A 20072-nucleotide genomic window follows, 5' to 3' on the forward strand; every position below is an offset into this window, starting at 1 on the left:
GTCCAAGGAAGGGACCTGACTCATGGGAGCCCAGCTCCGGGTCTACAAGCGTCGCATCCGATCCGTCACCGCGACCAAGAAGATCACCAAGGCGATGGAGATGATCGCCGCCTCGCGCGTCGTCAAGGCGCAGCGCAAGGTGCGGTCCTCCTCGCCGTACGCCCGGGAACTGACCCGTGCGGTCACGGCGGTCGGCACCGGTTCGGACGCCAAGCACCCGCTGACGACGGAGGCGGAGAACCCGACCCGTGCCGCGGTCCTGCTCCTCACGAGCGACCGCGGCCTGGCCGGCGCCTTCAACTCCAACGCCATCAAGGCGGCGGAGCAGCTGACCGAGCGCCTCGAGCGCGAGGGCCAGGAGGTCGACACGTACATCGTCGGCCGCCGCGGGCTCGCGCACTACAACTTCCGCGAGCGCACGGTCGCGGAGTCGTTCACGGGCTTCACCGACGAGCCCTCGTACGCGGACGCCAAGAAGGTCGCGACGCCGCTGATCGAGGCCATCGAGAAGGACACGGCGGACGGCGGGGTGGACGAACTCCACATCGTCTACACCGAGTTCGTCTCGATGATGACGCAGACCGCGCTCGGCTCCCGGCTGCTCCCGCTGCGTCTCGAAGAGGTCGCCGAGGCGGGGACGTCAGCGGCTGAGGCCGCGGCGTCCACCAAGGACGAGATCCTTCCGCTGTACGACTTCGAGCCCTCGGCGGAGGACGTCCTCGACGCCCTGCTGCCGCGCTACGTGGAGAGCCGCATCTACAACGCGCTGCTCCAGTCGGCCGCTTCGAAGCACGCCGCCACGCGGCGCGCGATGAAGTCGGCCACCGACAACGCGGGCGAGCTGATCAACACGCTCTCCCGTCTTGCCAACGCGGCCCGCCAGGCCGAAATCACCCAGGAAATCAGCGAGATCGTCGGTGGCGCAGGCGCTCTGGCCGACGCAAACGCGGGGAGTGACAATTCATGACCACCACTGTTGAGACCGCGACGGCCACGGGCCGAGTCGCCCGGGTCATCGGCCCGGTCGTCGACGTGGAGTTCCCCGTCGACGCGATGCCGGAGATCTACAACGCCCTGCACGTCGAGGTCGCCGACCCGGCGAACGCGGGCGAGCTGAAGACGCTGACCCTCGAGGTCGCCCAGCACCTGGGCAGCGGCCTGGTCCGCACCATCTCGATGCAGCCCACCGACGGCCTGGTCCGCCAGGCCGTGGTGACCGACACGGGCTCGGCGATCTCCGTGCCCGTCGGCGAGTTCACCAAGGGCAAGGTGTTCAACACCCTCGGTGAGGTGCTGAACAGCGACGAGTCCTACACGGGCGAGCGCTGGCCGATCCACCGCAAGGCGCCGAACTTCGACGAGCTCGAGTCGAAGACCGAGATGTTCGAGACCGGCGTCAAGGTCATCGACCTGCTCACCCCGTACGTCAAGGGCGGCAAGATCGGCCTGTTCGGCGGCGCCGGCGTCGGCAAGACGGTGCTCATCCAGGAGATGATCTACCGCGTCGCCAACAACCACGACGGTGTCTCGGTGTTCGCCGGTGTCGGTGAGCGCACCCGTGAGGGCAACGACCTCATCGACGAGATGAGCGAGTCGGGCGTCATCGACAAGACCGCCCTGGTCTTCGGTCAGATGGACGAGCCGCCGGGCACCCGTCTGCGCGTCGCGCTGGCCGGCCTCACCATGGCCGAGTACTTCCGTGACGTCCAGAAGCAGGACGTGCTGTTCTTCATCGACAACATCTTCCGCTTCACGCAGGCCGGTTCCGAGGTGTCGACCCTGCTCGGCCGTATGCCCTCCGCGGTGGGCTACCAGCCGAACCTGGCCGACGAGATGGGTCTCCTCCAGGAGCGCATCACCTCGACCCGCGGTCACTCGATCACCTCGATGCAGGCGATCTACGTCCCCGCGGACGACCTGACCGACCCGGCCCCGGCCACCACCTTCGCCCACCTCGACGCGACGACGGTTCTCTCCCGTCCGATCTCCGAGAAGGGCATCTACCCGGCCGTGGACCCGCTGGACTCCACGTCCCGCATCCTGGACCCGCGCTACATCGCGCAGGACCACTACGACGCGGCCATGCGGGTGAAGAACATCCTGCAGAAGTACAAGGACCTGCAGGACATCATCGCGATCCTCGGTATCGACGAGCTCGGCGAGGAGGACAAGCTCGCCGTCCACCGCGCCCGTCGCGTGGAGCGCTTCCTGTCCCAGAACACCCACGTCGCCAAGCAGTTCACCGGCGTGGACGGTTCGGACGTGCCGCTGGACGAGTCGATCGCCGCGTTCAACGCGATCTGCGACGGCGAGTACGACCACTTCCCGGAGCAGGCGTTCTTCATGTGCGGTGGCATCGAGGACCTGAAGAACAACGCGAAGGAGCTGGGCGTCTCCTGAGCCACGTGCTCGAGTGAGAGGGGGGCGGGCACCGTCCCGCCCCCCGATCCACGCCCACTAGACTTGTAACCAACACCCGGCGGACCTGCCGGGTGGTGACCCGAGGAGCCATCTTGGCTGCTGAGCTGCACGTCGCGCTGGTCGCGGCCGACCGAGAGGTCTGGTCCGGGGAGGCCACCCTGGTCGTCGCGCGCACCACGTCCGGCGACATCGGCGTCATGCCCGGTCACCAGCCGCTGCTGGGTGTGCTGGAGTCGGGCCCGGTGACCATCCGTACGAACGACGGCGGGACGGTCGTCGCCGCGGTGCACGGCGGTTTCCTCTCGTTCGCCGACGACAAGCTGTCGGTGCTGGCGGAGATCGCCGAGCTGTCGCACGAGATCGACGTCCAGCGTGCCGAGCGGGCGCTCGACCGTGCGAAGTCGGACGCCGACGCCTCTGCGGAGCGTCGCGCGGACGTTCGCCTGCGGGCCGCTGCGGCGGGCCGCTGAACGACCGGGGTGCCCGAGGCGCCTTCCGAGCCGTTTAGGCTCTGAGGGAGCCGTACGATGACGTCACTCAGCCGCGGCTGGGACCGGAGCGATCCGGACCCGGTCGCGGCTGAGGCAGATCTGGATGATTTTTCCGTTCCGTTACCTAGGAGACGAGGAGGTCGGTGTCGATGGTCCTCGCTCTGACTGTGTGCGGAAGTGTCGTGGCGCTCGTGGTGGTGGGCCTCTTCGTCTTCGGTCTGCGCCGCCGCCTCATCCAGCGTTCCGGCGGGACCTTCGACTGCAGCCTGCGCTGGGACGCCCCCGAACCGGGCGACTCCGGCGGCAAGGGCTGGGCGTACGGGGTGGCCCGCTACAACGGGGACCGGGTGGAGTGGTTCCGGGTCTTCTCCTACGCCCCGCGCCCGCGCCGGGTCCTGGAGCGCTCGGTGATCGAGGTGGCCGGCCGCCGGGTGCCCGAGGGCGAGGAGGAGCTGGCGCTGCTGTCGGACGCGGTGATCCTCGCCTGTCTGTACCGGGGCAGGCGGCTGGAGCTCGCGATGAGCGACGACGCGCTGACCGGCTTCCTCGCCTGGCTGGAGGCGGCCCCGCCCGGCCAGAGGGTGAACGTGGCGTAGCCGGGCGCCGACACACGGGTGCTCCCCCGGACCGGGTCCGGGGGAGCACCTCTGCCGTGCGGGGTCCTGCGGACCCGCGGTCTACTTCAGGCCGCTGTCGATGGCGGTGGCCAGCTCGCCGTTGGCGGTGTCACCGCTGAACTCCCAGAAGAACGCACCGCCCAGGCCCTGGTCCTTGGCCCAGTCCATCTTGCTGTCGATGGTGGCGGGGGTGTCGTAGGACCACCAGGTGTCGCCGCAGTGGGCGTAGGCCGTGCCGGCGACGGTGCCGGTGGCCGGGCAGCTGTTCTTGAGGATCTTGTAGTCCTCGATGCCGGCCTCGTAGGTGCCGGGCGCCGCTCCGGTGGCCGCGCCGCCGGGGGCGGCCTGGGTGACACCGGTCCAGCCGCGGCCGTAGAAGCCGATGCCGAGCAGCAGCTTGCTCGCCGGGACGCCCTTCGCCTTCAGCTTCGAGATCGCGGCCGCGGAGTTGAAGCCGTCCTGCGGGATGCCGTCGTACGAGGTCAGCGGCGAGTGGGGGGCCGTGGGACCGTCCTTGTCGAAGGCGCCGAAGTAGTCGTACGTCATCACGTTGTACCAGTCGAGGTACTGGGCGGCGCCGCCGTAGTCGGCCGCGTCGATCTTGCCGCCGTCCGAGCCGTCCGCGGTGATGGCCGCGGTGACCAGGTAGTCCTGGCCGAACTCGGCGCGCAGGGCCCGGGAGAGGTTCGTGAAGGCCGCCGGGCCGCTGGTGTCGCAGGTGAGGCCGCAGGCGTTCGGGTACTCCCAGTCGATGTCGATGCCGTCGAAGACGTCGGCCCAGCGCGGGTCCTCCACGACCTGCTTGCAGGACTCGGCGAACGCGGCCGGGTTCTGCGCGGCCTGGCCGAAGCCGCCGGAGTAGGTCCAGCCGCCGAAGGAGTACAGCACCTTGATGTGCGGGTACTTCGCCTTCAGCTGGCGCAGCTGGTTGAAGTTGCCGCGCAGCGGCTGGTCCCAGGCGTCGGCGGTGCCGCTGACGGACTGGTCCGCGGTGTAGGCCTTGTCGGTGGCGGCGTAGGCGTCGTCGAGCTTGCACTGGCCGCCCACGACGTTGCCGAACGCGTAGTTGATGTGCGTGATCTTCTCGGCCGAGCCGGACGTCACCAGGTCCTTGACGTGGTAGTCGCGGCCGTAGACGCCCCACTCGGTGAAGTAGCCCAGCTTGATCTTGTCGCCGGTGGGCGGCGGCTCCGTGGTCCCGCCGGTGGTGCGGACCTTCACCGAGCCGCTGACCGGGCCGGTCTGGTCGGCGGTGTCACGGGCCCGCACGCCGTACGAGTAGTCGGTGCCCTTGCTGAGACCGCTGTCCGTGTACGAGGTGCCGGTCACGGTGGCGACCCTGGCGCCGTCGCGCAGGACGTCGTAGTTCTTGACGCCCTTGTCGTCGGTGGCCGCGGACCAGGACAGCTTCACCGAGGTGTCGGTGACGCCGGAGGCCGAGGGGGTGCCGGGCGCGGAGGGTGCCGCGTCGCCGGGGACGGAGGTGCCGTCGCAGCTGCCGCCGTTGAGCTCGCAGCCGGCGGGGGAGCCGGTGCCGGAGCCGTTGAAGCCGAAGCTGACGGAGGCGCCGGGGGCGAGGGTGCCGTTCCAGGACGTGTTCTTGGCGGTCCAGTGGTTGCCCGAGGACGTCACGTCGGCGTCCCAGGAGGAGGTGACGGAGGTGCCGGAGGGGAAGTCCCACTCGACGGTCCAGGCGCTGAGGGCGGTGGTGCCGGTGTTCTTCACCGTCCACTTGCCCTCGAAGCCGGAGCCCCAGTCCTGGGTCTTGGCGTAGGTGGCGGTGGCGGACGTCGCTGCCTGGGCGGGACTCGCGAGGGCGACGAGGGCGGAGAAGGGGAGGAGCAGGGTCGCGAACCCTGCCACGGCTCTGTGTCCGAAGCGCATGCTGCGCCTCCTTTGTGAGGCCGGATGTCGTCGCGGGCATGACTGAGCCATCACACCCGCGGTGCCGTGAGGATAGAAAGGTCTGGACCACGGGTCAATAGGTCTGGACCACTAGGCCGTCACGGCCCCTGGACGCCCAACTCCTGTGCGAGTACCGCCGCCTGCACCCGGCTGCGCAGGCCCAGCTTCCCCAGAAGGCGGCTGACGTGCGTCTTCACCGTGGCCTCCGCCATGTCGAGACGCTCCGCGACACCGGCGTTGGACAGGCCCTCGCCGAGACAGGCCAGCACCTCCCGCTCACGCCGGGTCAGGGAGTCCAGCACCGACAGATCGGCCGCGGCCGCGCGGGCGGGCTTCGCCGCGAACTCGGCGATCAGCCGTCGGGTGACGGCCGGGGCGACGATCCCCTCCCCGCGCGCCACCGTGCGCACGGCCGCGATGAGGTCCTTCGCCTCCGTGTTCTTCAGCAGGAACCCCGAGGCCCCGGCCCGCAGCGCCCCGAAGACGTACTCGTCGAGATCGAAGGTGGTCAGCACCAGCACGTCGGCGAGCTCCTCCGCGACCACCTGCCGGGTGGCCGCCACCCCGTCCAGGCGCGGCATCTGGACATCCATCAGCACCACGTCCGGCCGCAGTTCGCGGGCGAGGGCCACCGCCTGCTCGCCGTCCGCCGCCTCGCCCGCCACCTCGATGTCGGGCGCGCTGCGCAGGATCAGCACCAGCCCGGCGCGGACGGCCGACTGGTCCTCGGCGACCAGGACGCGGATCATGCGGTCTCTCCTCGGAGGGTGGGCGCGGGGGTGGTGGCCGTGGCGTCGGCGGGGGGGGGGCCGGAGAGGGGCAGGGAGGCGTGCACGACCCAGGTCCCGGGCCGCGCGGAGCCGCCGCCGTCCCCAGGGCCGGCCTCGAAGGTGCCGTGCAGCAGGGCGACCCGTTCCCGCATCCCCACCAGACCGGCCCCGGAGCCCGGGGCGCGCGGGGCGTCCCGGTCGCCGTACGGGCTGACCACGCGGATGTCCAGGGCGCCGGCCTCGTGGCGCAGCCGCACGGTGACCGGCCCCCGGCCGGCGTGCTTCAGCGCGTTGGTCAGCGACTCCTGCACGATCCGGTACGCGGCGAGCTCCACCGGCGGCGGGACGTCACCGTGCGCGGCGTCGGGCAGCGGGTCGAAGGCGACGTCCAGGCCGTTGGTGCGGGCCCCCTCCACCAGGGAGCCGAGACCGTCGAGGGTCGGGGTGGCGGCCGGCTCCCGGTCGTCGTGGTGGCGCAGGATGCCGATGAGGCGGCGCATCTCGGCCAGCCCCTGGACGCTGTTCTCCCGGATCACGGCGAGCGCGTCCCGGGAGGCGGCCTCGTCGTCCAGGGAGAGCGCGGCGGTGGAGTGAATGGCGATCGCGGACAGGTGGTTGGCGACCATGTCGTGCAACTCCCGTGCCATCCGCGAGCGTTCCGCGGTCACCGCCTGGGTGCGGTCCATCTCGGCCAGCAGCGCGGTCTGCTCGGCGCGCAGCCGGGCGGTCTCGGCGGCCTCGCGGTGGTTGCGCACGATCAGCCCGGTCGACGCGGGCGTGAACGCGACGACGCCGACGGCCACCCCGACCAGCAGTGCCTCGGGCACCCGCCACACCGCGTACGGCACCAGCGCCCCCGCGACCGTGAGCAGCGCGGTGATCCGCGGGAGGAGGCGGGCGGCGGCGGGCGTGCCGTACAGGACGGCGGCGTACATCAGGTCGGTGTACATGATGATCGTGACCAGGCTGCCCTGGGTGAGTCCGTCGGCGAGCAGCGCGGCCGTGCCGGTGAGCAGCGCGGTGCGCGGGGCGCTGCGGCGCAGCAGCTCGCAGCCGGCGATCACGACGAGCGGGACCAGGAGCGGCCACCTGCCGTCGAAGACCACGTAGGCTTCGTCGGCGGGCCGCATGCCCAGCCCGATGCCCCACAGCAGCAGCCCGCCGGACAGTCCGGCGAGCGAGGCCCACACGTCGAAGCGGTGGGGCCGGGGAAGTCGTGGGGCCATGACTCCATCCAACACGCTGAGCGCGGCCGTCGCCTGATGCCCGAGAACGGTCCTCGGCGGCGCTGTACTGCACCTTTCGATGTACGGGGAGTTCATCGGCGGCGACGACGCCGGCGGCCGGTGCGCACGGGAGCCTGAAAGGGTGACCGAGAGGAGCCAACCGTGATCGTCGCCCTGATCGTCGCCTGTGAGATCGGCTTCTGGGTGCTGCTGGCCGCCGGACTGGCCTTCCGCTACCTGCTGAGAATGCCGCGCACCGGACTGGCGCTGCTGCTGTGCGAGCCGCTGCTGGAGGTCGTCCTGCTGGTCGCCACCGCGGTCGACCTCAGGAACGGCGCCGAGCCGGGCTGGGCGCACGGCCTGGCCGCGCTGTACATCGGCTACACCGTGGGGCACGGCCACCGCACCGTGAAGTGGCTGGACGGCCATGCCGCCCACCGCTTCGGCGGCGCCCCGAAGCCGGCCGGACCACCGCGCCACGGGACGGCCCGCGCCCGGTACGAGACCAAGCTGTGGCTGGGCACGCTGGCGGGCGCCGCCGTGGCCGTCGCACTGCTCCAGCTCGCCGTCTGGTACGTCGGCGACGCGGGCCGTACCGGCCCGCTGGAGGACTGGCGCGTCACCGCCCTGCGCATCACCGCGATCCACGGCGTGGTGGCCCTGGCCCACTGGGTCTGGCCGAAGAAGGACCCGGCGGGGGAGTCCCGGGCCGGGACGGACACCGGCAAGGAGCGTGTGGGCCGGTGAACCGGGCGTCCAGGAATCTCCTCGCGGGGGCCGCCACACTGGTGGCGGGCCTGGGACTGTGGCTGTTCGACGGGGGAGTGGACCTGCCCCTGGTCACCCCCGCCAAGGTGGGGGTGGTGATGATGTGCGTCGGCGGGGCGGAGGTCCTGCTGGGCCTGTACCGGGCCGCGCGGACCGCGGCCGGGTCCCGGTAGGGCGTGCTGCGGGAGCGGCGTCGTCCGCCCGGAGGGCGGGCCCGCGGCGTCCGGCACGGTGCATCGCAAGGCGGAGGGCCGTCCGCGTACCAGGTGTACGCGGACGGCCCCACACCACGGCGAGGTGCCGTGCCGGACGCCGCGGGCCGGACGGGACTTCCGGAACACGCCCTGGGGCTCAGCGCTCCCCGCCCGGCACCCACAGCACGTCGCCGGTCTCCCTGTTGGCGATGCGCGCCAGGATGAACAGGAGGTCGGAGAGGCGGTTGAGATAGGTGGCGGTGAGGGCGTTCATCGTGTCGCCGTGCGCCTCCAGCGCGGCCCACGTGGAGCGCTCCGCGCGGCGGACCACCGTGCACGCCTGGTGGAGCAGGGCGGCACCCGCCGTCCCGCCCGGCAGGATGAAGGAGCGGAGCTTCTCCAGCTGCCCGTTGAAGCGGTCGCAGTCCGCCTCCAGCCGGTCCACGTAGAACTGTTCGACCCGCAGCGGCGGGTACTCCGGGTTCTCCACGACCGGCGTCGACAGGTCGGCGCCCACGTCGAACAGGTCGTTCTGGACGCGGGTGAGGACCGCGACGACCTCCGCCTCCAGGCCGCCCAGGGCGATCGCCGCGCCGATCACCGCGTTCGCCTCGTTGGCGTCGGCGTAGGCGGAGATCCGCAGATCGGTCTTGGGGACCCGGCTCATGTCGCCCAGGTTCGTGGTGCCCCTGTCACCGGTCCTGGTGTAGATGCGCGTCAGATTGACCATGCGGCCAAGCCTAGTTGCGCCCGGGCACGGCGGACACGGTGGGCGGGTCCGTACCGGGGACCGCCCGCCGTGCCCGCCGCGCGGCGCCGGGTGCCGGACCGGTCCGTCAGATGCCGCGGGTGGGGGCCGACCAGTACGGCGACGGGTCGTGGGCCACGTGGACGTGGTCGTTGTGGCCGGGGCAGCCGGGGCCGAGGATCTCCGAGAAGCCGTGGGTCCTGCTCTGCCCGGCGAGGGTGCAGAAGCCCGGGGAGCCGACCAGGTCGGCCGCGTCTCCGTAGAGGTGACGGCTGGTCGAGGAGCCGCCGACCGCGTTGTTGCAGGCGTAGGACCGGAAGCCGCTGGAGATGTTGATCGGCACGTCACCGAGCTGGCGCCGCATGGCCTCCAGCTTCCACATGGTCTTCAGGGCGTTCGCCCTGGCGGTGGCCGCCGGGACCGCTCCGCCCGACCAGGTGGAGTTGCACCGGTTGAGTTCGGCGTAGGTGAAGTGGACCGGCGTGCAGTCGGAGTCCTGGAGCGCGTAGATCCTGCTGAAGGTCGCCGGTCCGGCCACGCCGTCCGCGGCCAGCCCGTAGGCCGCCTGGAACTTCCTGACGGCGGCGGCGGTGCGGGCGCCGTACCGGCCGTCGTAGGAGAGGCGTTCGCCCGAGGTCACCCAGCCCGCGACCCGGATCTGCAGCTGGGTCACGTCGTTGCCGGAGGAGCCCTGGGACAGCGTGCGGTTCCAGGTGTAGCAGTCGTCGGCGTGCGCCGTGCCCGCGGTGACACTCACACCGAGGACCGCGCCAGACATGACCATGATAAGGGAGAGGAGGGTTCGTGCCGCGCGTCTGAGCATGGTGGCATCCCGGCCGTCGGTCGCTGGAGGGGGCGGTGCCGTCGGCCGGACGGCGATCGTCGACCAGCGTGCGCCACACCGCTACGCGCGTCAACAACGCGCCGGTGAATGCCCGGAGTTGACTGCGGGGGGATCCGGTGGGCGAACCCTGCCGTCCGTCACCGGCGGGGAGCCCCGCCGGAGTCGGGGACGGTACGGTCCTCGGGCGTGATCGGTGTCTCACGGCGTGAGACGTGACACGCATTACTAACCCCTCACACATCCGCTCGCGGACGCTAGTGTCCGCGAGTGACAGGCATGAACAGTGTGTGAGCGTTTCGAAGGGGAGTCGCACAGTGGCACGGAAGCTCGCCGTCATCGGGGCCGGCCTCATGGGGTCCGGAATCGCCCAGGTCTCCGCCCAGGCGGGCTGGGACGTCGTGCTGCGCGACGTCACCGACGAGGCGCTCGCCCGGGGCACCGACGGCATCAAGGCGTCGTACGACAGGTTCGTGGGCAAGGGCAGGCTCGAGGCCCACGACGCCGACGCGGCCCTCGCCCGGATCACCGCGACCACCGACCTGGACGCCTGTGCCGGCGCGGACGTCGTGGTCGAGGCGGTCTTCGAGAAGCTCGAGGTCAAGCACGAGATCTTCCGAGCCCTGGACGGGATCGTGCGCGACGACACCGTCCTCGCCTCCAACACCTCCGCCATCCCGATCACCAAGATCGCGGCGGCGACCCGGCGCCCGGAGCGGGTCGTCGGCGTCCACTTCTTCTCGCCGGTGCCGATGATGCAGCTGTGCGAACTGGTCCGCGGCTACAAGACCAGCGACGAGACCCTCGCCGCCGCGCGTGGGTTCGCCGAGTCGGTCGGCAAGACCTGCATCGTCGTCAACCGCGACGTGGCCGGCTTCGTGACCACCCGCCTCATCTCCGCCCTCGTCGTCGAGGCCGCGAAGCTGTACGAGTCGGGTGTGGCGAGCGCCGAGGACATCGACCTGGCCTGCAAACTGGGCTTCGGCCACGCCATGGGACCGCTGGCCACCGCCGACCTGACCGGCGTGGACATCCTGCTGCACGCCACCGGCAACATCTACACCGAGTCCCAGGACGAGAAGTTCGCCGCTCCCGAACTGATGCGCCGGATGGTTGACGCGGGTGACATCGGCCGGAAGAGCGGGCAGGGCTTCTACACGTACTGATCAACCCGAACCCCCGGCCCGGTCACACGCCGGGGTGAATTCGGTATCGGTTCGCTTACGCGGGGCAACCTCCGCAGGCTCCACGCAGTCAGAGGTTGCATCACCGTCATGACCGAACCGCGGAGACACGAGACGCACGCACCGGGGAGCGCATATGCACATCAGGGGCGACCACGCCGAGCTGGTCGTCGGGGGCCGCCTCGACGTCCGCAGCGCGGCGGACGCCCGTACGGTCCTGCACGCGGCCGTCGACGACGGAGTCGGCGACCTGCTGCTGGACCTGTCCGAACTGGACTCCTGGGACGCCACCGGACTCGGCGTGATCATGGGAGCCCACCGACGGGCCGGCCGCCGCGGCCGGCGTCTTGTGCTGCGCGACGTACCGCCGCAGATGCAGCGCCTGTTGGTGGCCACCCGGCTGCACCGGATCCTGGCGATCGAAGGAGGCATCGGGGTGGACACACTGCCCCGTGTGTGAGGTGCGGGACAGGGCCTGCCGGACCGGACCGGACGGGCGGCCCCGGACGGGCGGACGGCGGGCCCGGGCCGGCCTCGGCCGAGGGTGCGGGCCGCGCACAATCCTCACGAGACCGTGACGTCCCGGACCGCCCGGCACCCCGGGCTGTCGTGGATACTGAGCGAAGGTTTAGGGTTCGGCTACCCGCCGCCTTGCAACCCTCGAGCTTGCAACCCTCGAGCGGGACCGGACCAGAAGCGACAGCGCGGTGTGCGGCGACACCGGGAGTCCGACGACAGGACCCAGGCACACAACGCTTTTGGGGGGCTAGGACCTATGGACCCGAACAACCCGGGACCCGAGGAGTACGGTCGCGACGGCGACGGGCACGCGCCCCGCCAGCGCCCGCCCAGGGATCCCCTCGCATCGGAAATCGGACAGCACGCGCCCGCACTCGCGCGCACGGTGCAGCTCGTCTCCGGCGACTACCTGCTCACCGTCAACCCCGTCGACGGCAGCGAGATAGAGCCCTGCCCGCCCGCCGAGCGGCCCGCCCGCCCGGTGAAGCTGACGGAGGCCGAGCGCGCCGGGACCGCCCGTGCCGCGAAGCCGCCCGTCCCGCCGGGGCCCGCGCAGACCGAGCTGCCGCTGCTGGCCCGCCAGGACGAACGCGAGAAACTGGTCCGGCTGCTCGCCCGCGGCCGCTCCGTGCTCCTCACCGGGCCCGCGGGCTCCGGCCGCACCCGGCTGCTCGACACCGTCGCCGAGGACTGCGCGGACCTCGCCCCCGACGGTGTCGTCCGCGTCAACGGCCACCGCCGCAGCACCGAGGACCTGCTGTACGACCTCTTCTACGCCGTCCACGGCGCGCCCCTGCACCGCCCCGGCCGGGACGAACTGGCCGAGTGCCTGCGGGAGGTCGGCGCGGTCGTCGTCCTCGACGACCTCGGGTTCGGCGGGGCCGCCCTGGACGAACTGCTGGACGCCACCCCCGAGTGCGCCTTCCTGCTCGGCGCCACACCGGACGTGCCCGCCCCGTCCGCCGGCTCCGGTGTCGAGGAGATCGCCCTCGACGGCCTCGACCGCGCGGCCGGCCTGGAACTGCTGGAGCACGCCGTCGGCCGGCGCCTCACCGAGGACGAGTCGAACTGGGCCGGTGACCTCTGGTTCGAGTCCGAGGGTCTGCCGCTGCGCTTCGTCCAGGCCGGCGCCCTGCTGCGGCAGCGCGACCGGCTGCGCGCCGGGACCAGCGCCGTCGACGAGTTCGGCGTCTTCGAGGACACCTCGCCCGAGGACCTGCCCGAGGACCTGCCCGAGGACGTCGTCGAGGGTGACGAGGTTCCGCTGCCCTCGCTCGGCGAAGCGGCCGCCCCCGCCCCGCTGCTCGCCTCCCGGCTCAGCAGCTCCGCCCGCGCCACCCTGCGGTTCGCCGTCGCGCTCGGCGGTGAACTCCCGCACCAGGCACACCTGCCCGCGCTGGTCGGCGACACCCACGCCGACGCCGCGCTCGGTGAACTGGCCGCGTGCGGACTGGTCTCCGCCGTCGGCTCCCGCTACCGGCTCGCCGCCGGCGTGCCGGCCCAGCTGGAGGCCGCCGGGTACACCGACGAGGCCGAGGCGCAGGCCCGTACCGCCGCCCAGCACTACGCCTGGTGGACCGGGCACCCCTCGGTCACCCCGGAGCGGGTCTGCGCCGAGGCCGACGCCGTGCTCGCCGCGCTCGGTCTGCTGTCACCGCTCGGCCCGTCCGGCGGCGAGGGCGAGCCCAGCACCGCCGTGCAGCTCGCCCGCTCCGCCGCACCCGCGTTCGCCGCGGGCCTGCACTGGAGCGCCTGGGAGCGGACGCTGCGGACCGGCGCGGAGGCCGCCCGGCTCGCCGGGGACGTGGCGGAGGAGGCCTACTTCCACCACGAACTCGGCATCCACGCCCTGTGCACCGGTGACCTCGACCGTGCCCGCGCCGAGCTGGAGGCCTCCATCGGTCTGCGCGGCGCCCTCGCCGACAAGCGCGGCACCGTCGCCGGACGCCGCGCGCTGGCCCTGGTCGCCGACCGCTCCGGCATCCCGATGACGCCGACCGCGGGCGAGGAGGTGCCCGACGCCCACTACGAGGAGTCGGTGTCGCCGCCCCGCGGGGTGCCGACGGCCTTCCCGGAGCTCCAGCCGCCCACCGACACCGGGCTGATCGTCCACCGCACCGCGCCCGCGCCTGTGCCCGCGCCCGCGCCTGTGCCCGTGCCCGCGCCGGGGCCCGCGCCCGCCTACCGGGCGGCGGGCGGCCTGAAGGGCATGGCCAGGCGCAATCTGGTGGCGGCCGGCGCGGGCGCGCTGCTCGTGGCCGTGCTGGGCACGGTGGTCACCCTCGGAGCCACCTCGGAGAACGACGCGGGCACTCCGTCGGAGAACGTCGGCGTCAACCCGTCCGCGAGCCAGGGCGTCGACGACGGCAGCCTGGGCGCCGACCCGCGTGCCGACGAGAACGGCGACACCGGTGGCGCCACCAGCCGGCCGACCGACCCCGGCCCGGACGGCGCCCTCGGCACCTCGGACGATCCGACGCCGACGGCCACCGGGTCGGGCGAACCCTCGGACGACCCGAGCGGCACGGAGGAGCCGGACGATCCGACGACCGGCACGGGTCCGTCGAAGTCCCCCGGGCCGTCCGGGCCGTCCGGCGAGCCGTCGGACTCCGACGGTCCGACGGAGCCGGACGGTCCGACGGAGCCGGACGGTCCGACGGATCCCGGTGAGGAGCCGTCCGAGCCCGCCGAGCCGACGGAGGAGCCGACGGAGGAACCCCCGCCGCCCGAGACGTCCAACTCGGCGAGCGGACCCGCCCCCTCCACCCCGGCCGAGACGGAGGCGAGCAGCTCGGCGAGTGCCCCGCAGAGCGGCGACCCGGGCACGCCCGGCAGCTCCGGGACGACGGTGATCTGACGGACCCCACCGCGCGACGAAGGGCCGGCCCCCCTCCTGGAACCCGAGGGGAGGAATCCGGCCCTTTGCATATGCCGTGGTGGCGTGACGGCGTGCGCCGCGGTGCCGGGCACCGCGGCGACGGTCAGAACAGGCGCAGCTTGTCGTCCTCGATGCCCCGCATCGCGTCGTAGTCGAGGACCTGGCAGCCGATGCCCCGGTCGGTGGCGAGCACCCGGGCCTGCGGCTTGATCTCCTGGGCGGCGAACACACCGCGCACCGGGGAGAGATGCGGATCGCGGTTCAACAGCTCCAGATAGCGCGTGAGTTGCTCCACGCCGTCGATCTCACCACGCCGCTTGATCTCCACCGCGACGGTCCGGCCCTCGGCGTCGCGGCAGAGGATGTCGACCGGGCCGATGGCGGTCATGTACTCGCGGCGGATGAGGGTGTAGCCCTCGCCGAGCGTCTCGATGCGGTCCGCCAGCAATTCCTGGAGGTGTGCCTCCACGCCGTCCTTGATCAGGCCGGGATCGACGCCCAGTTCGTGCGAGGAGTCGTGCAGGACCTCCTCCATCGTGATGATGAGTTTCTCGCCCGCCTTGTTGACGACGGTCCAGACCCCCTCCTCGTCGCCGGTGCCCTCTTTGAGGGCACAGGGCGGCGACATCCAGTTCAAGGGCTTGTAGGCCCGGTCGTCGGCATGGATGGACACGCTGCCGTCCGCCTTGACCAGGATCAGACGGGGTGCCGAAGGCAGGTGCGCGGTGAGCCGCCCGGCGTAGTCCACGGAGCAGCGGGCAATGACGAGACGCATGGTCGGCAACGCTACTCGACGGGCCGGGGTCGACGCGATCCGCCCTCACGCGCACCCCGCCGGCGCATCCGCGCACCGCACCGCGACAGGCTCCGCACCAGCCCTCGCACCACACGTGCCCCCCACTCCCAGGAGCCCCTCCCGACCCACGCGGCCCGTCCTGTATCTCCTGGAAAACGCGTGTTCTCCGATGGCCGATTACCGGCCCACAGGAAGTCCCGCATCCGGGGATTCGCCTGGTGCGGTCACGGCCCGTTGCTTACGGTATTGAACGGGAGGTCGCGACGTGTGTACGCAGCGTGGCGGAATGCGCGATCTCCCGTATCTGTCAGGCAACCCCCGCCCTGCGGGGGTGCGAGAGGAGAACCCATGTCGCTCGACGTCTCACCGGCCCTACTCGAACAGGCCGAGCGAGGCGAGGTCGACGAAGCTGACTTCGTCGACTGCGTCCGGACCTCCCTGCCCTACGCATGGGAGATGATCAGCTCCCTGGTGGCCCAGCTGAAGGTCGACGGCGGAGAGTTCGCCGACAACCAGACGCCCCCGCCGGACGAGCAGGCGCGCGGCCAGCTGTTGCGCGCGCTCGCGAGTGACGCGATACGCGGCGCGCTGCAGCGGCACTTCGGTGTCCGGCTGGCCTTCCAGAACTGCCACCGGGTGGCCGTGTTCCCGCTGGACTCCTCGGTCGACGAGAGGCTGGCCAAGTTCACCTCGGTCCGCGGTCAACTGCTGAACCAGTCACCGGAACTGCGCGACTGCTGACGCACCACGTCGGTCGCTTGCCGCTCCGTACGCGGAGGTGCGGTTTTTTGCACCGGGGCGGCAAGCCACCATCGGACCCCCGGCTCGTTCAGGGCCTGTCGGCGAGTTGGGGGATCACCTCGCGGCCCAGCCGCCGCACGGTCTCCTCGGTCGCCGCGAGGTCGCCGGAACCCTCGACGAACAGCGCGAACCGGGAGATGCCGGTCCGCTCCCCGGTCGCGGCGAGCCGGTCCGCGCACAGCCGTGGGGTACCCACCGGGTGCAGCCCGCAGAGCAGTTCGGTGTAGGCCAGTGGGTCACGCATCCGCCGCCGCCGGCCGTCCACCGTGACATGGGCCCCGAGCCCCTGCCGCAGCCAGCCCGGCATCGCCTTCAGCAGCGTCTCCGCCGCGTCGGTGCGCCGGTCGGCGATCTGGCAGACACCGGCCGACACGTGGGACGCCCGGCGGATCTCCGGCACGGGCCGCCCGCACGCGCGCGCGTGCCGCGCCCACAGGGCGACCATCCCGGCCTTCTCCTCGTCCCCGACATGCATGCCGAGCAGCATCGGCAGCCCGCGCTCGGCGGCGAGCCGCACGCTCGCCGGGGAGGTGCAGGCCACCACGACCTCGGGGCCCGCGGCCTCGGTGAGGGCCTCCGACGGGCGTGGCACGACGGGTACTTCACGGAAGCGGTAGCGCTCCCCGCCGGCCGCGACGGACGGTTCGCGCAGCCAGCGCACCAGCAGGTCGAGCGATTCCGGGAACCCCCGCTCGTACGCCTGCAGGCCGGCGCCGAACACCTCCAGGTCGACCCACGGCCCACCGCGCCCGACGCCCAGCGAGAACCGGCCGCCGCTGGTGACGTGCAGCAGCGCGGCCTGCTCGCCGAGCGCCACCGGGTGGACGGTGGGCAGCACGCTCACCGCCGTGCCGACCCGGATGCGGCGGGTGCGGCCGAGCAGTAACGCCGCCAGGGTGATCGCCGACGGACAGGTGCCGTACGGCACGAAGTGGTGCTCGCCCAGCCAGACCGCGTCCAGCCCCGCCTCCTCCGCCACTTCGGCGGAACGGACCGCTCGGTGCAGCGCCTCCCCCTCGCCCTGCCCGGGGAACCGGGCACCCAACACGAAACTTCCCACACGCATCGCTTTCCTGCTTCCTCGGCTCCGACACGGAGCTCCCCCGCAGGGCACAACCGTCTGACACGTGCCGAGGACACGGCCGGGAGGGGGAATGTGCGGATTGTCTGCAGAACGGGCGGTCCGTGAACCGGTGCCGCACCGCCGTGAAGTGAGGCTTGTGAGGATTGGTTCCGTGCGCGTACCCGGCTCCGCCCCGCGTAGGCTGGATGCGGTCCCTGCATCCTGTACAGCCCCGTGAGGTGTCCTGTGTCCCCGCGCCGCAACCGAGCCAAGGGAGCCGGTTCGTCCGGCAGGAGCGCCGAGGACGACCGGTCCGGGCGCTACGGCGGCTGGCAGTCCGCCGAGAGCTGGCGGGGCGAGGAGTGGAACGTCCGGCACGTGGCGGGGGCCAGCGCCCAGGGCAAGGCGTACCGGTGCCCCGGCTGCGACCAGTTGATCCCGGACGGGGTGCCGCACGTGGTGGCCTGGCCGGACCACTCGGGGGTCGACGAACGCCGGCACTGGCACACGTCCTGCTGGAACGCCAGGGACCGCCGCACCACGCGGGTGCAGCGGTCCCGTAACGCGCCGAGGTTCTGAGGCCTCCGGGTCCCTAGACGTCCCGCTTTCCGAGGAGGGCGAAGGCCGCGCCGAACGCCACGGCCGTGAGCCCGAGCATGATCCACAGCGGGTCCCAGCCGGACGGGCCGGACGAGCTGAGGGAGTTGGCGTAGAAGATGCTCAGCTGGTTCGGGATGGAGTACTCGAACAGCGCGGTGCGCACGCCCTCCAGTGACGAGGCGAACATGAACATCGCGATCACCAGCGGGGCGAGCACGGCGCCGATCATGAGGGTGATGGCGCCCGCCGAGTGCCGGACGATCGAGCCGACGGCCAGCGAGAGCGCGCCGAGCAGCGCGATGTAGAACGAGACTCCGACGGTGGCCTTCAGCCACTCGCCCCCGGTGGGCTCGTCCGCGTTGTTGCCCGCCAGCATGGCCACGTGCAGGAACGCGACGACCGTCGCGGACACCAGCGTGACCACGAAGGCGATCAGGAAGAACACCAGGGCCTTGGCCGCGAGCACCCGGCCGCGTGAGGGGCAGGCCACCATGGTGGTGCGGATCATGCCGGTGCTGTACTCCGAGGCGGTGGTCAGCACGCCCAGGGTGATGACGCACATGATGCCCAGGAGCAGGCCGAAGAAGCCCAGGGAGAGCGCGTTCCCACCACCGAGGTCCGGGTCGGTGCCCGCCACCACCAGACCGGTCAGCAGGCCGATGCCGACGACGAGGAACACGAACACGCCCAGCGTCCACATCGTGGAGCGCACCGACTTGATCTTCGTCCACTCGGAGGCCAGCGCATGCCCGAAGTGGGTGCGCACCACCGGGATCGGCGAGGTGTAGCCGGGGTACGGGGAGGGGGGCGCGGCCGTCTGCCATGCGGGCGCGGCCTGCTGCGTCGGGGGCTGGGGCGTGCTCATCGGGCGTCCTCGGGCTTGGTCACGTCGGAGCCGGCCGGGCCGGCTGGGGCAGCGGGGACGGCAGGCGACGCGGCCGGGGCGGCGGCCGGAGGGGGAGTGACCGGCGCGGTCGGGGCGGGCTGCGGGGCGGGCCCGGCATACGGGTTGGCCACCGGTGCGCCCGGGGCCGCCGCAGGGCCGCCCGGAGCGCCGTACGGGCCCGCGGGGGCCTGCGGCGCTGCACCCGGCGCCACCGCGAACCGCTGACCGCCCTGCTGGGGCGGCGGCGGGGCGTACCAGCCGGGCTGGCCCTGCCCCGGCACCGACAGCGGCGGCTGCGCGCCCGGCGGGAGCGGCTCCTGGAACCCCTCCTTCTGGTCGGTGGTCGAGCGGTAGTCGACCGCGCCCTGCGTCATCCGCATGTACGCCTCCTCCAGCGAGGCCTGGTGCGGGGACAGCTCCCACAGCCGTACGCCGGCCTCGTGGGCGATGTCGCTCAGGCGGGGCAGCGGCAGCCCCGTCACCCGCAGCGCGCCGTCCTGTTCGGGCAGTACGTGGCCGCCCGCCCCGGTGAGCGCGGCGGACAGCTTCTCGCGCTGCTGCGGTTCGCTGTCCGGAGTGCGCACCCGGGCGAAGTCGGCGGAGTTCGCGGAGATGAAGTCCTTCACGCTCATGTCGGACAGCAGCTGCCCCCGGCCGATCACGATGAGGTGGTCGGCGGTCAGCGCCATCTCGCTCATCAGGTGGGAGGAGACGAAGACCGTACGGCCCTCCGCGGCGAGCGTCTTCATCAGGTTGCGCACCCAGAGGATGCCCTCGGGGTCGAGGCCGTTGACCGGCTCGTCGAAGAGCAGCACCTGGGGGTCGCCGAGCAGCGCGGCGGCGATCCCCAGCCGCTGGCCCATGCCCAGGGAGAAGCCCTTGGAACGCCGCCGCGCCACCTCGTGCAGCCCGACCACACCCAGCACCTCGTCGACGCGGCGGGCCGGGATGCCGGACAGCTGGGCCAGACTCAGCAGGTGGCTGCGGGCGGACCGGCCGCCGTGCACCGCCTTGGCGTCCAGCAGGGCGCCGACCTGCCGGGCGGCGTTGGGCAGCCTGCGGTAGGGGTAGCCGCCGATCGTGACATGGCCCGCGGTGGGGTTGTCGAGACCGAGGATCATCCGCATCGTCGTCGACTTGCCCGAGCCGTTGGGCCCGAGGAAGCCGGTGACGGCGCCGGGCCGCACCTGGAAGGAAAGGTTGTACACAGCGGTCTTGTCGCCGTACCGCTTGGTCAGGCCGACTGCCTCGATCATGCTCCGCCCCATCGAGAGGTTCAGGACAACGGGGGCGCACGCCCCCGTAAGGGTTAGGAGGATATCGAGAGGCTGACGGTTCCGCCCAAGGCGAGGTAAAAACCGGCC

20 protein-coding genes are annotated in these 20072 nt (G+C 72.1%); 11 read left to right on the top strand and 9 right to left on the bottom strand.

All coding sequences use genetic code 11. The annotated features are described in order from the left end of the window. The first annotated feature begins 22 nt into the window (after positions 1 to 22). The 4 genes from TU30_RS10475 to TU30_RS10490 all read left to right on the top strand — a co-directional run bounded on the left by TU30_RS10475 (position 23) and on the right by TU30_RS10490 (position 3508). Complete coding sequence (locus TU30_RS10475; protein WP_042167579.1) at positions 23 to 967, top strand: F0F1 ATP synthase subunit gamma; 945 nt, start codon at positions 23 to 25, stop codon at positions 965 to 967. Further along, a complete protein-coding gene (gene atpD, locus TU30_RS10480; protein ID WP_042167580.1) occupies positions 964 to 2400 on the top strand; it encodes a F0F1 ATP synthase subunit beta in 1437 nt (478 codons plus the stop codon). The genes TU30_RS10475 and atpD overlap by 4 nt, the downstream gene beginning before the upstream one ends. A gap of 113 nt (positions 2401 to 2513) precedes the next feature. Beyond that, the gene (locus TU30_RS10485) at positions 2514 to 2891 is read left to right on the top strand and encodes a F0F1 ATP synthase subunit epsilon (protein ID WP_042167583.1); all 378 of its coding nucleotides are present in this window, start codon (positions 2514 to 2516) and stop codon (positions 2889 to 2891) included. A gap of 170 nt (positions 2892 to 3061) precedes the next feature. Next, entirely contained in the window at positions 3062 to 3508 is a 447-nt protein-coding gene (locus TU30_RS10490) for a DUF2550 domain-containing protein (RefSeq protein ID WP_042167586.1), read from the top strand. Between the two features lie 81 nt (positions 3509 to 3589). On the opposite strand, the gene TU30_RS10495 is transcribed toward TU30_RS10490, so the two are convergent. From TU30_RS10495 to TU30_RS10505, 3 genes are all read right to left on the bottom strand, one after another. Then, entirely contained in the window at positions 3590 to 5413 is a 1824-nt protein-coding gene (locus TU30_RS10495; protein ID WP_042167589.1) for a glycoside hydrolase family 18 chitinase, read from the bottom strand. A 119-nt stretch (positions 5414 to 5532) separates the two neighbouring features. Continuing rightward, a complete protein-coding gene (locus tag TU30_RS10500) occupies positions 5533 to 6183 on the bottom strand; it encodes a response regulator transcription factor (RefSeq protein WP_042167592.1) in 651 nt (216 codons plus the stop codon). Beyond that, positions 6180 to 7430 carry a sensor histidine kinase gene (locus TU30_RS10505; protein WP_042167595.1) on the bottom strand — a complete coding sequence of 417 codons (1251 nt, stop codon included), beginning with the start codon at positions 7428 to 7430 and terminating at the stop codon, positions 6180 to 6182. The genes TU30_RS10500 and TU30_RS10505 overlap by 4 nt, the downstream gene beginning before the upstream one ends. A 162-nt stretch (positions 7431 to 7592) precedes the next feature. On the opposite strand from TU30_RS10505, the gene TU30_RS10510 reads away from it, so the two are divergent. After that, a complete protein-coding gene (locus TU30_RS10510) occupies positions 7593 to 8177 on the top strand; it encodes a hypothetical protein (RefSeq protein ID WP_042167597.1) in 585 nt (194 codons plus the stop codon). Continuing rightward, entirely contained in the window at positions 8174 to 8371 is a 198-nt protein-coding gene (locus tag TU30_RS10515; protein ID WP_042167599.1) for a DUF5708 family protein, read from the top strand. The genes TU30_RS10510 and TU30_RS10515 overlap by 4 nt, the downstream gene beginning before the upstream one ends. 178 nt (positions 8372 to 8549) lie before the next feature. Here TU30_RS10515 and TU30_RS10520 read toward each other — a convergent pair whose 3' ends face one another. Beyond that, the gene (locus tag TU30_RS10520; protein WP_042167600.1) at positions 8550 to 9122 is read right to left on the bottom strand and encodes a cob(I)yrinic acid a,c-diamide adenosyltransferase; all 573 of its coding nucleotides are present in this window, start codon (positions 9120 to 9122) and stop codon (positions 8550 to 8552) included. A gap of 106 nt (positions 9123 to 9228) precedes the next feature. Continuing rightward, entirely contained in the window at positions 9229 to 9963 is a 735-nt protein-coding gene (locus TU30_RS10525; protein WP_042167601.1) for a D-Ala-D-Ala carboxypeptidase family metallohydrolase, read from the bottom strand. 335 nt (positions 9964 to 10298) lie between these two features. Between TU30_RS10525 and TU30_RS10530 the strand changes: the two genes are divergently transcribed. From TU30_RS10530 to TU30_RS10540, 3 genes are all read left to right on the top strand, one after another. Continuing rightward, positions 10299 to 11147, top strand: a complete 849-nt coding sequence (locus TU30_RS10530) for a 3-hydroxyacyl-CoA dehydrogenase family protein (RefSeq protein ID WP_042167603.1) — start codon at positions 10299 to 10301, stop codon at positions 11145 to 11147. A gap of 154 nt (positions 11148 to 11301) precedes the next feature. Then, positions 11302 to 11625 carry an anti-sigma factor antagonist gene (locus tag TU30_RS10535; protein WP_042167604.1) on the top strand — a complete coding sequence of 108 codons (324 nt, stop codon included), beginning with the start codon at positions 11302 to 11304 and terminating at the stop codon, positions 11623 to 11625. Between the two features lie 315 nt (positions 11626 to 11940). Further along, entirely contained in the window at positions 11941 to 14541 is a 2601-nt protein-coding gene (locus TU30_RS10540) for an ATPase AAA (RefSeq protein ID WP_042167605.1), read from the top strand. Between the two features lie 124 nt (positions 14542 to 14665). Here TU30_RS10540 and nucS read toward each other — a convergent pair whose 3' ends face one another. Further along, positions 14666 to 15337, bottom strand: a complete 672-nt coding sequence (gene nucS, locus TU30_RS10545) for an endonuclease NucS (RefSeq protein ID WP_042167608.1) — start codon at positions 15335 to 15337, stop codon at positions 14666 to 14668. A 369-nt stretch (positions 15338 to 15706) separates the two neighbouring features. Between nucS and TU30_RS10550 the strand changes: the two genes are divergently transcribed. Continuing rightward, entirely contained in the window at positions 15707 to 16099 is a 393-nt protein-coding gene (locus TU30_RS10550) for an SCO5389 family protein (RefSeq protein ID WP_042167610.1), read from the top strand. 88 nt (positions 16100 to 16187) lie between these two features. Here TU30_RS10550 and TU30_RS10555 read toward each other — a convergent pair whose 3' ends face one another. Continuing rightward, positions 16188 to 17225, bottom strand: a complete 1038-nt coding sequence (locus tag TU30_RS10555; RefSeq protein WP_042167612.1) for an LLM class flavin-dependent oxidoreductase — start codon at positions 17223 to 17225, stop codon at positions 16188 to 16190. A gap of 243 nt (positions 17226 to 17468) precedes the next feature. On the opposite strand from TU30_RS10555, the gene TU30_RS10560 reads away from it, so the two are divergent. Next, positions 17469 to 17801, top strand: coding sequence for a hypothetical protein (locus TU30_RS10560; RefSeq protein WP_042167614.1), 333 nt, complete (start codon positions 17469 to 17471; stop codon positions 17799 to 17801). Between the two features lie 13 nt (positions 17802 to 17814). On the opposite strand, the gene TU30_RS10565 is transcribed toward TU30_RS10560, so the two are convergent. Beyond that, complete coding sequence (locus TU30_RS10565; protein WP_042167618.1) at positions 17815 to 18687, bottom strand: ABC transporter permease subunit; 873 nt, start codon at positions 18685 to 18687, stop codon at positions 17815 to 17817. Further along, positions 18684 to 19964 carry an ABC transporter ATP-binding protein gene (locus tag TU30_RS10570; RefSeq protein WP_042167796.1) on the bottom strand — a complete coding sequence of 427 codons (1281 nt, stop codon included), beginning with the start codon at positions 19962 to 19964 and terminating at the stop codon, positions 18684 to 18686. Before TU30_RS10570 ends, TU30_RS10565 begins: the two co-directional genes overlap by 4 nt. Positions 19965 to 20072: the final 108 nt, after the last annotated feature.

Origin of the sequence: Streptomyces sp. NBRC 110035, from assembly GCF_000829695.1 — a bacterium.
Lineage (GTDB): Bacteria > Actinomycetota > Actinomycetes > Streptomycetales > Streptomycetaceae > Streptomyces.

Coding starts and splice junctions, on each gene's coding strand:
- TU30_RS10525 (WP_042167601.1), bottom strand. CDS start 9,963: ATGCTCAGACGCGCGGCACGAACCCTCCTCTCCCTTATCATGGTCATG.
- TU30_RS10550 (WP_042167610.1), top strand. CDS start 15,707: ATGTCGCTCGACGTCTCACCGGCCCTACTCGAACAGGCCGAGCGAGGC.
- TU30_RS10520 (WP_042167600.1), bottom strand. CDS start 9,122: ATGGTCAATCTGACGCGCATCTACACCAGGACCGGTGACAGGGGCACC.
- TU30_RS10570 (WP_042167796.1), bottom strand. CDS start 19,964: ATGATCGAGGCAGTCGGCCTGACCAAGCGGTACGGCGACAAGACCGCT.
- TU30_RS10555 (WP_042167612.1), bottom strand. CDS start 17,225: ATGCGTGTGGGAAGTTTCGTGTTGGGTGCCCGGTTCCCCGGGCAGGGC.
- TU30_RS10540 (WP_042167605.1), top strand. CDS start 11,941: ATGGACCCGAACAACCCGGGACCCGAGGAGTACGGTCGCGACGGCGAC.
- atpD (WP_042167580.1), top strand. CDS start 964: ATGACCACCACTGTTGAGACCGCGACGGCCACGGGCCGAGTCGCCCGG.
- TU30_RS10500 (WP_042167592.1), bottom strand. CDS start 6,183: ATGATCCGCGTCCTGGTCGCCGAGGACCAGTCGGCCGTCCGCGCCGGG.
- TU30_RS10565 (WP_042167618.1), bottom strand. CDS start 18,687: ATGAGCACGCCCCAGCCCCCGACGCAGCAGGCCGCGCCCGCATGGCAG.
- nucS (WP_042167608.1), bottom strand. CDS start 15,337: ATGCGTCTCGTCATTGCCCGCTGCTCCGTGGACTACGCCGGGCGGCTC.
- TU30_RS10475 (WP_042167579.1), top strand. CDS start 23: ATGGGAGCCCAGCTCCGGGTCTACAAGCGTCGCATCCGATCCGTCACC.
- TU30_RS10490 (WP_042167586.1), top strand. CDS start 3,062: ATGGTCCTCGCTCTGACTGTGTGCGGAAGTGTCGTGGCGCTCGTGGTG.
- TU30_RS10495 (WP_042167589.1), bottom strand. CDS start 5,413: ATGCGCTTCGGACACAGAGCCGTGGCAGGGTTCGCGACCCTGCTCCTC.
- TU30_RS10535 (WP_042167604.1), top strand. CDS start 11,302: ATGCACATCAGGGGCGACCACGCCGAGCTGGTCGTCGGGGGCCGCCTC.
- TU30_RS10505 (WP_042167595.1), bottom strand. CDS start 7,430: ATGGCCCCACGACTTCCCCGGCCCCACCGCTTCGACGTGTGGGCCTCG.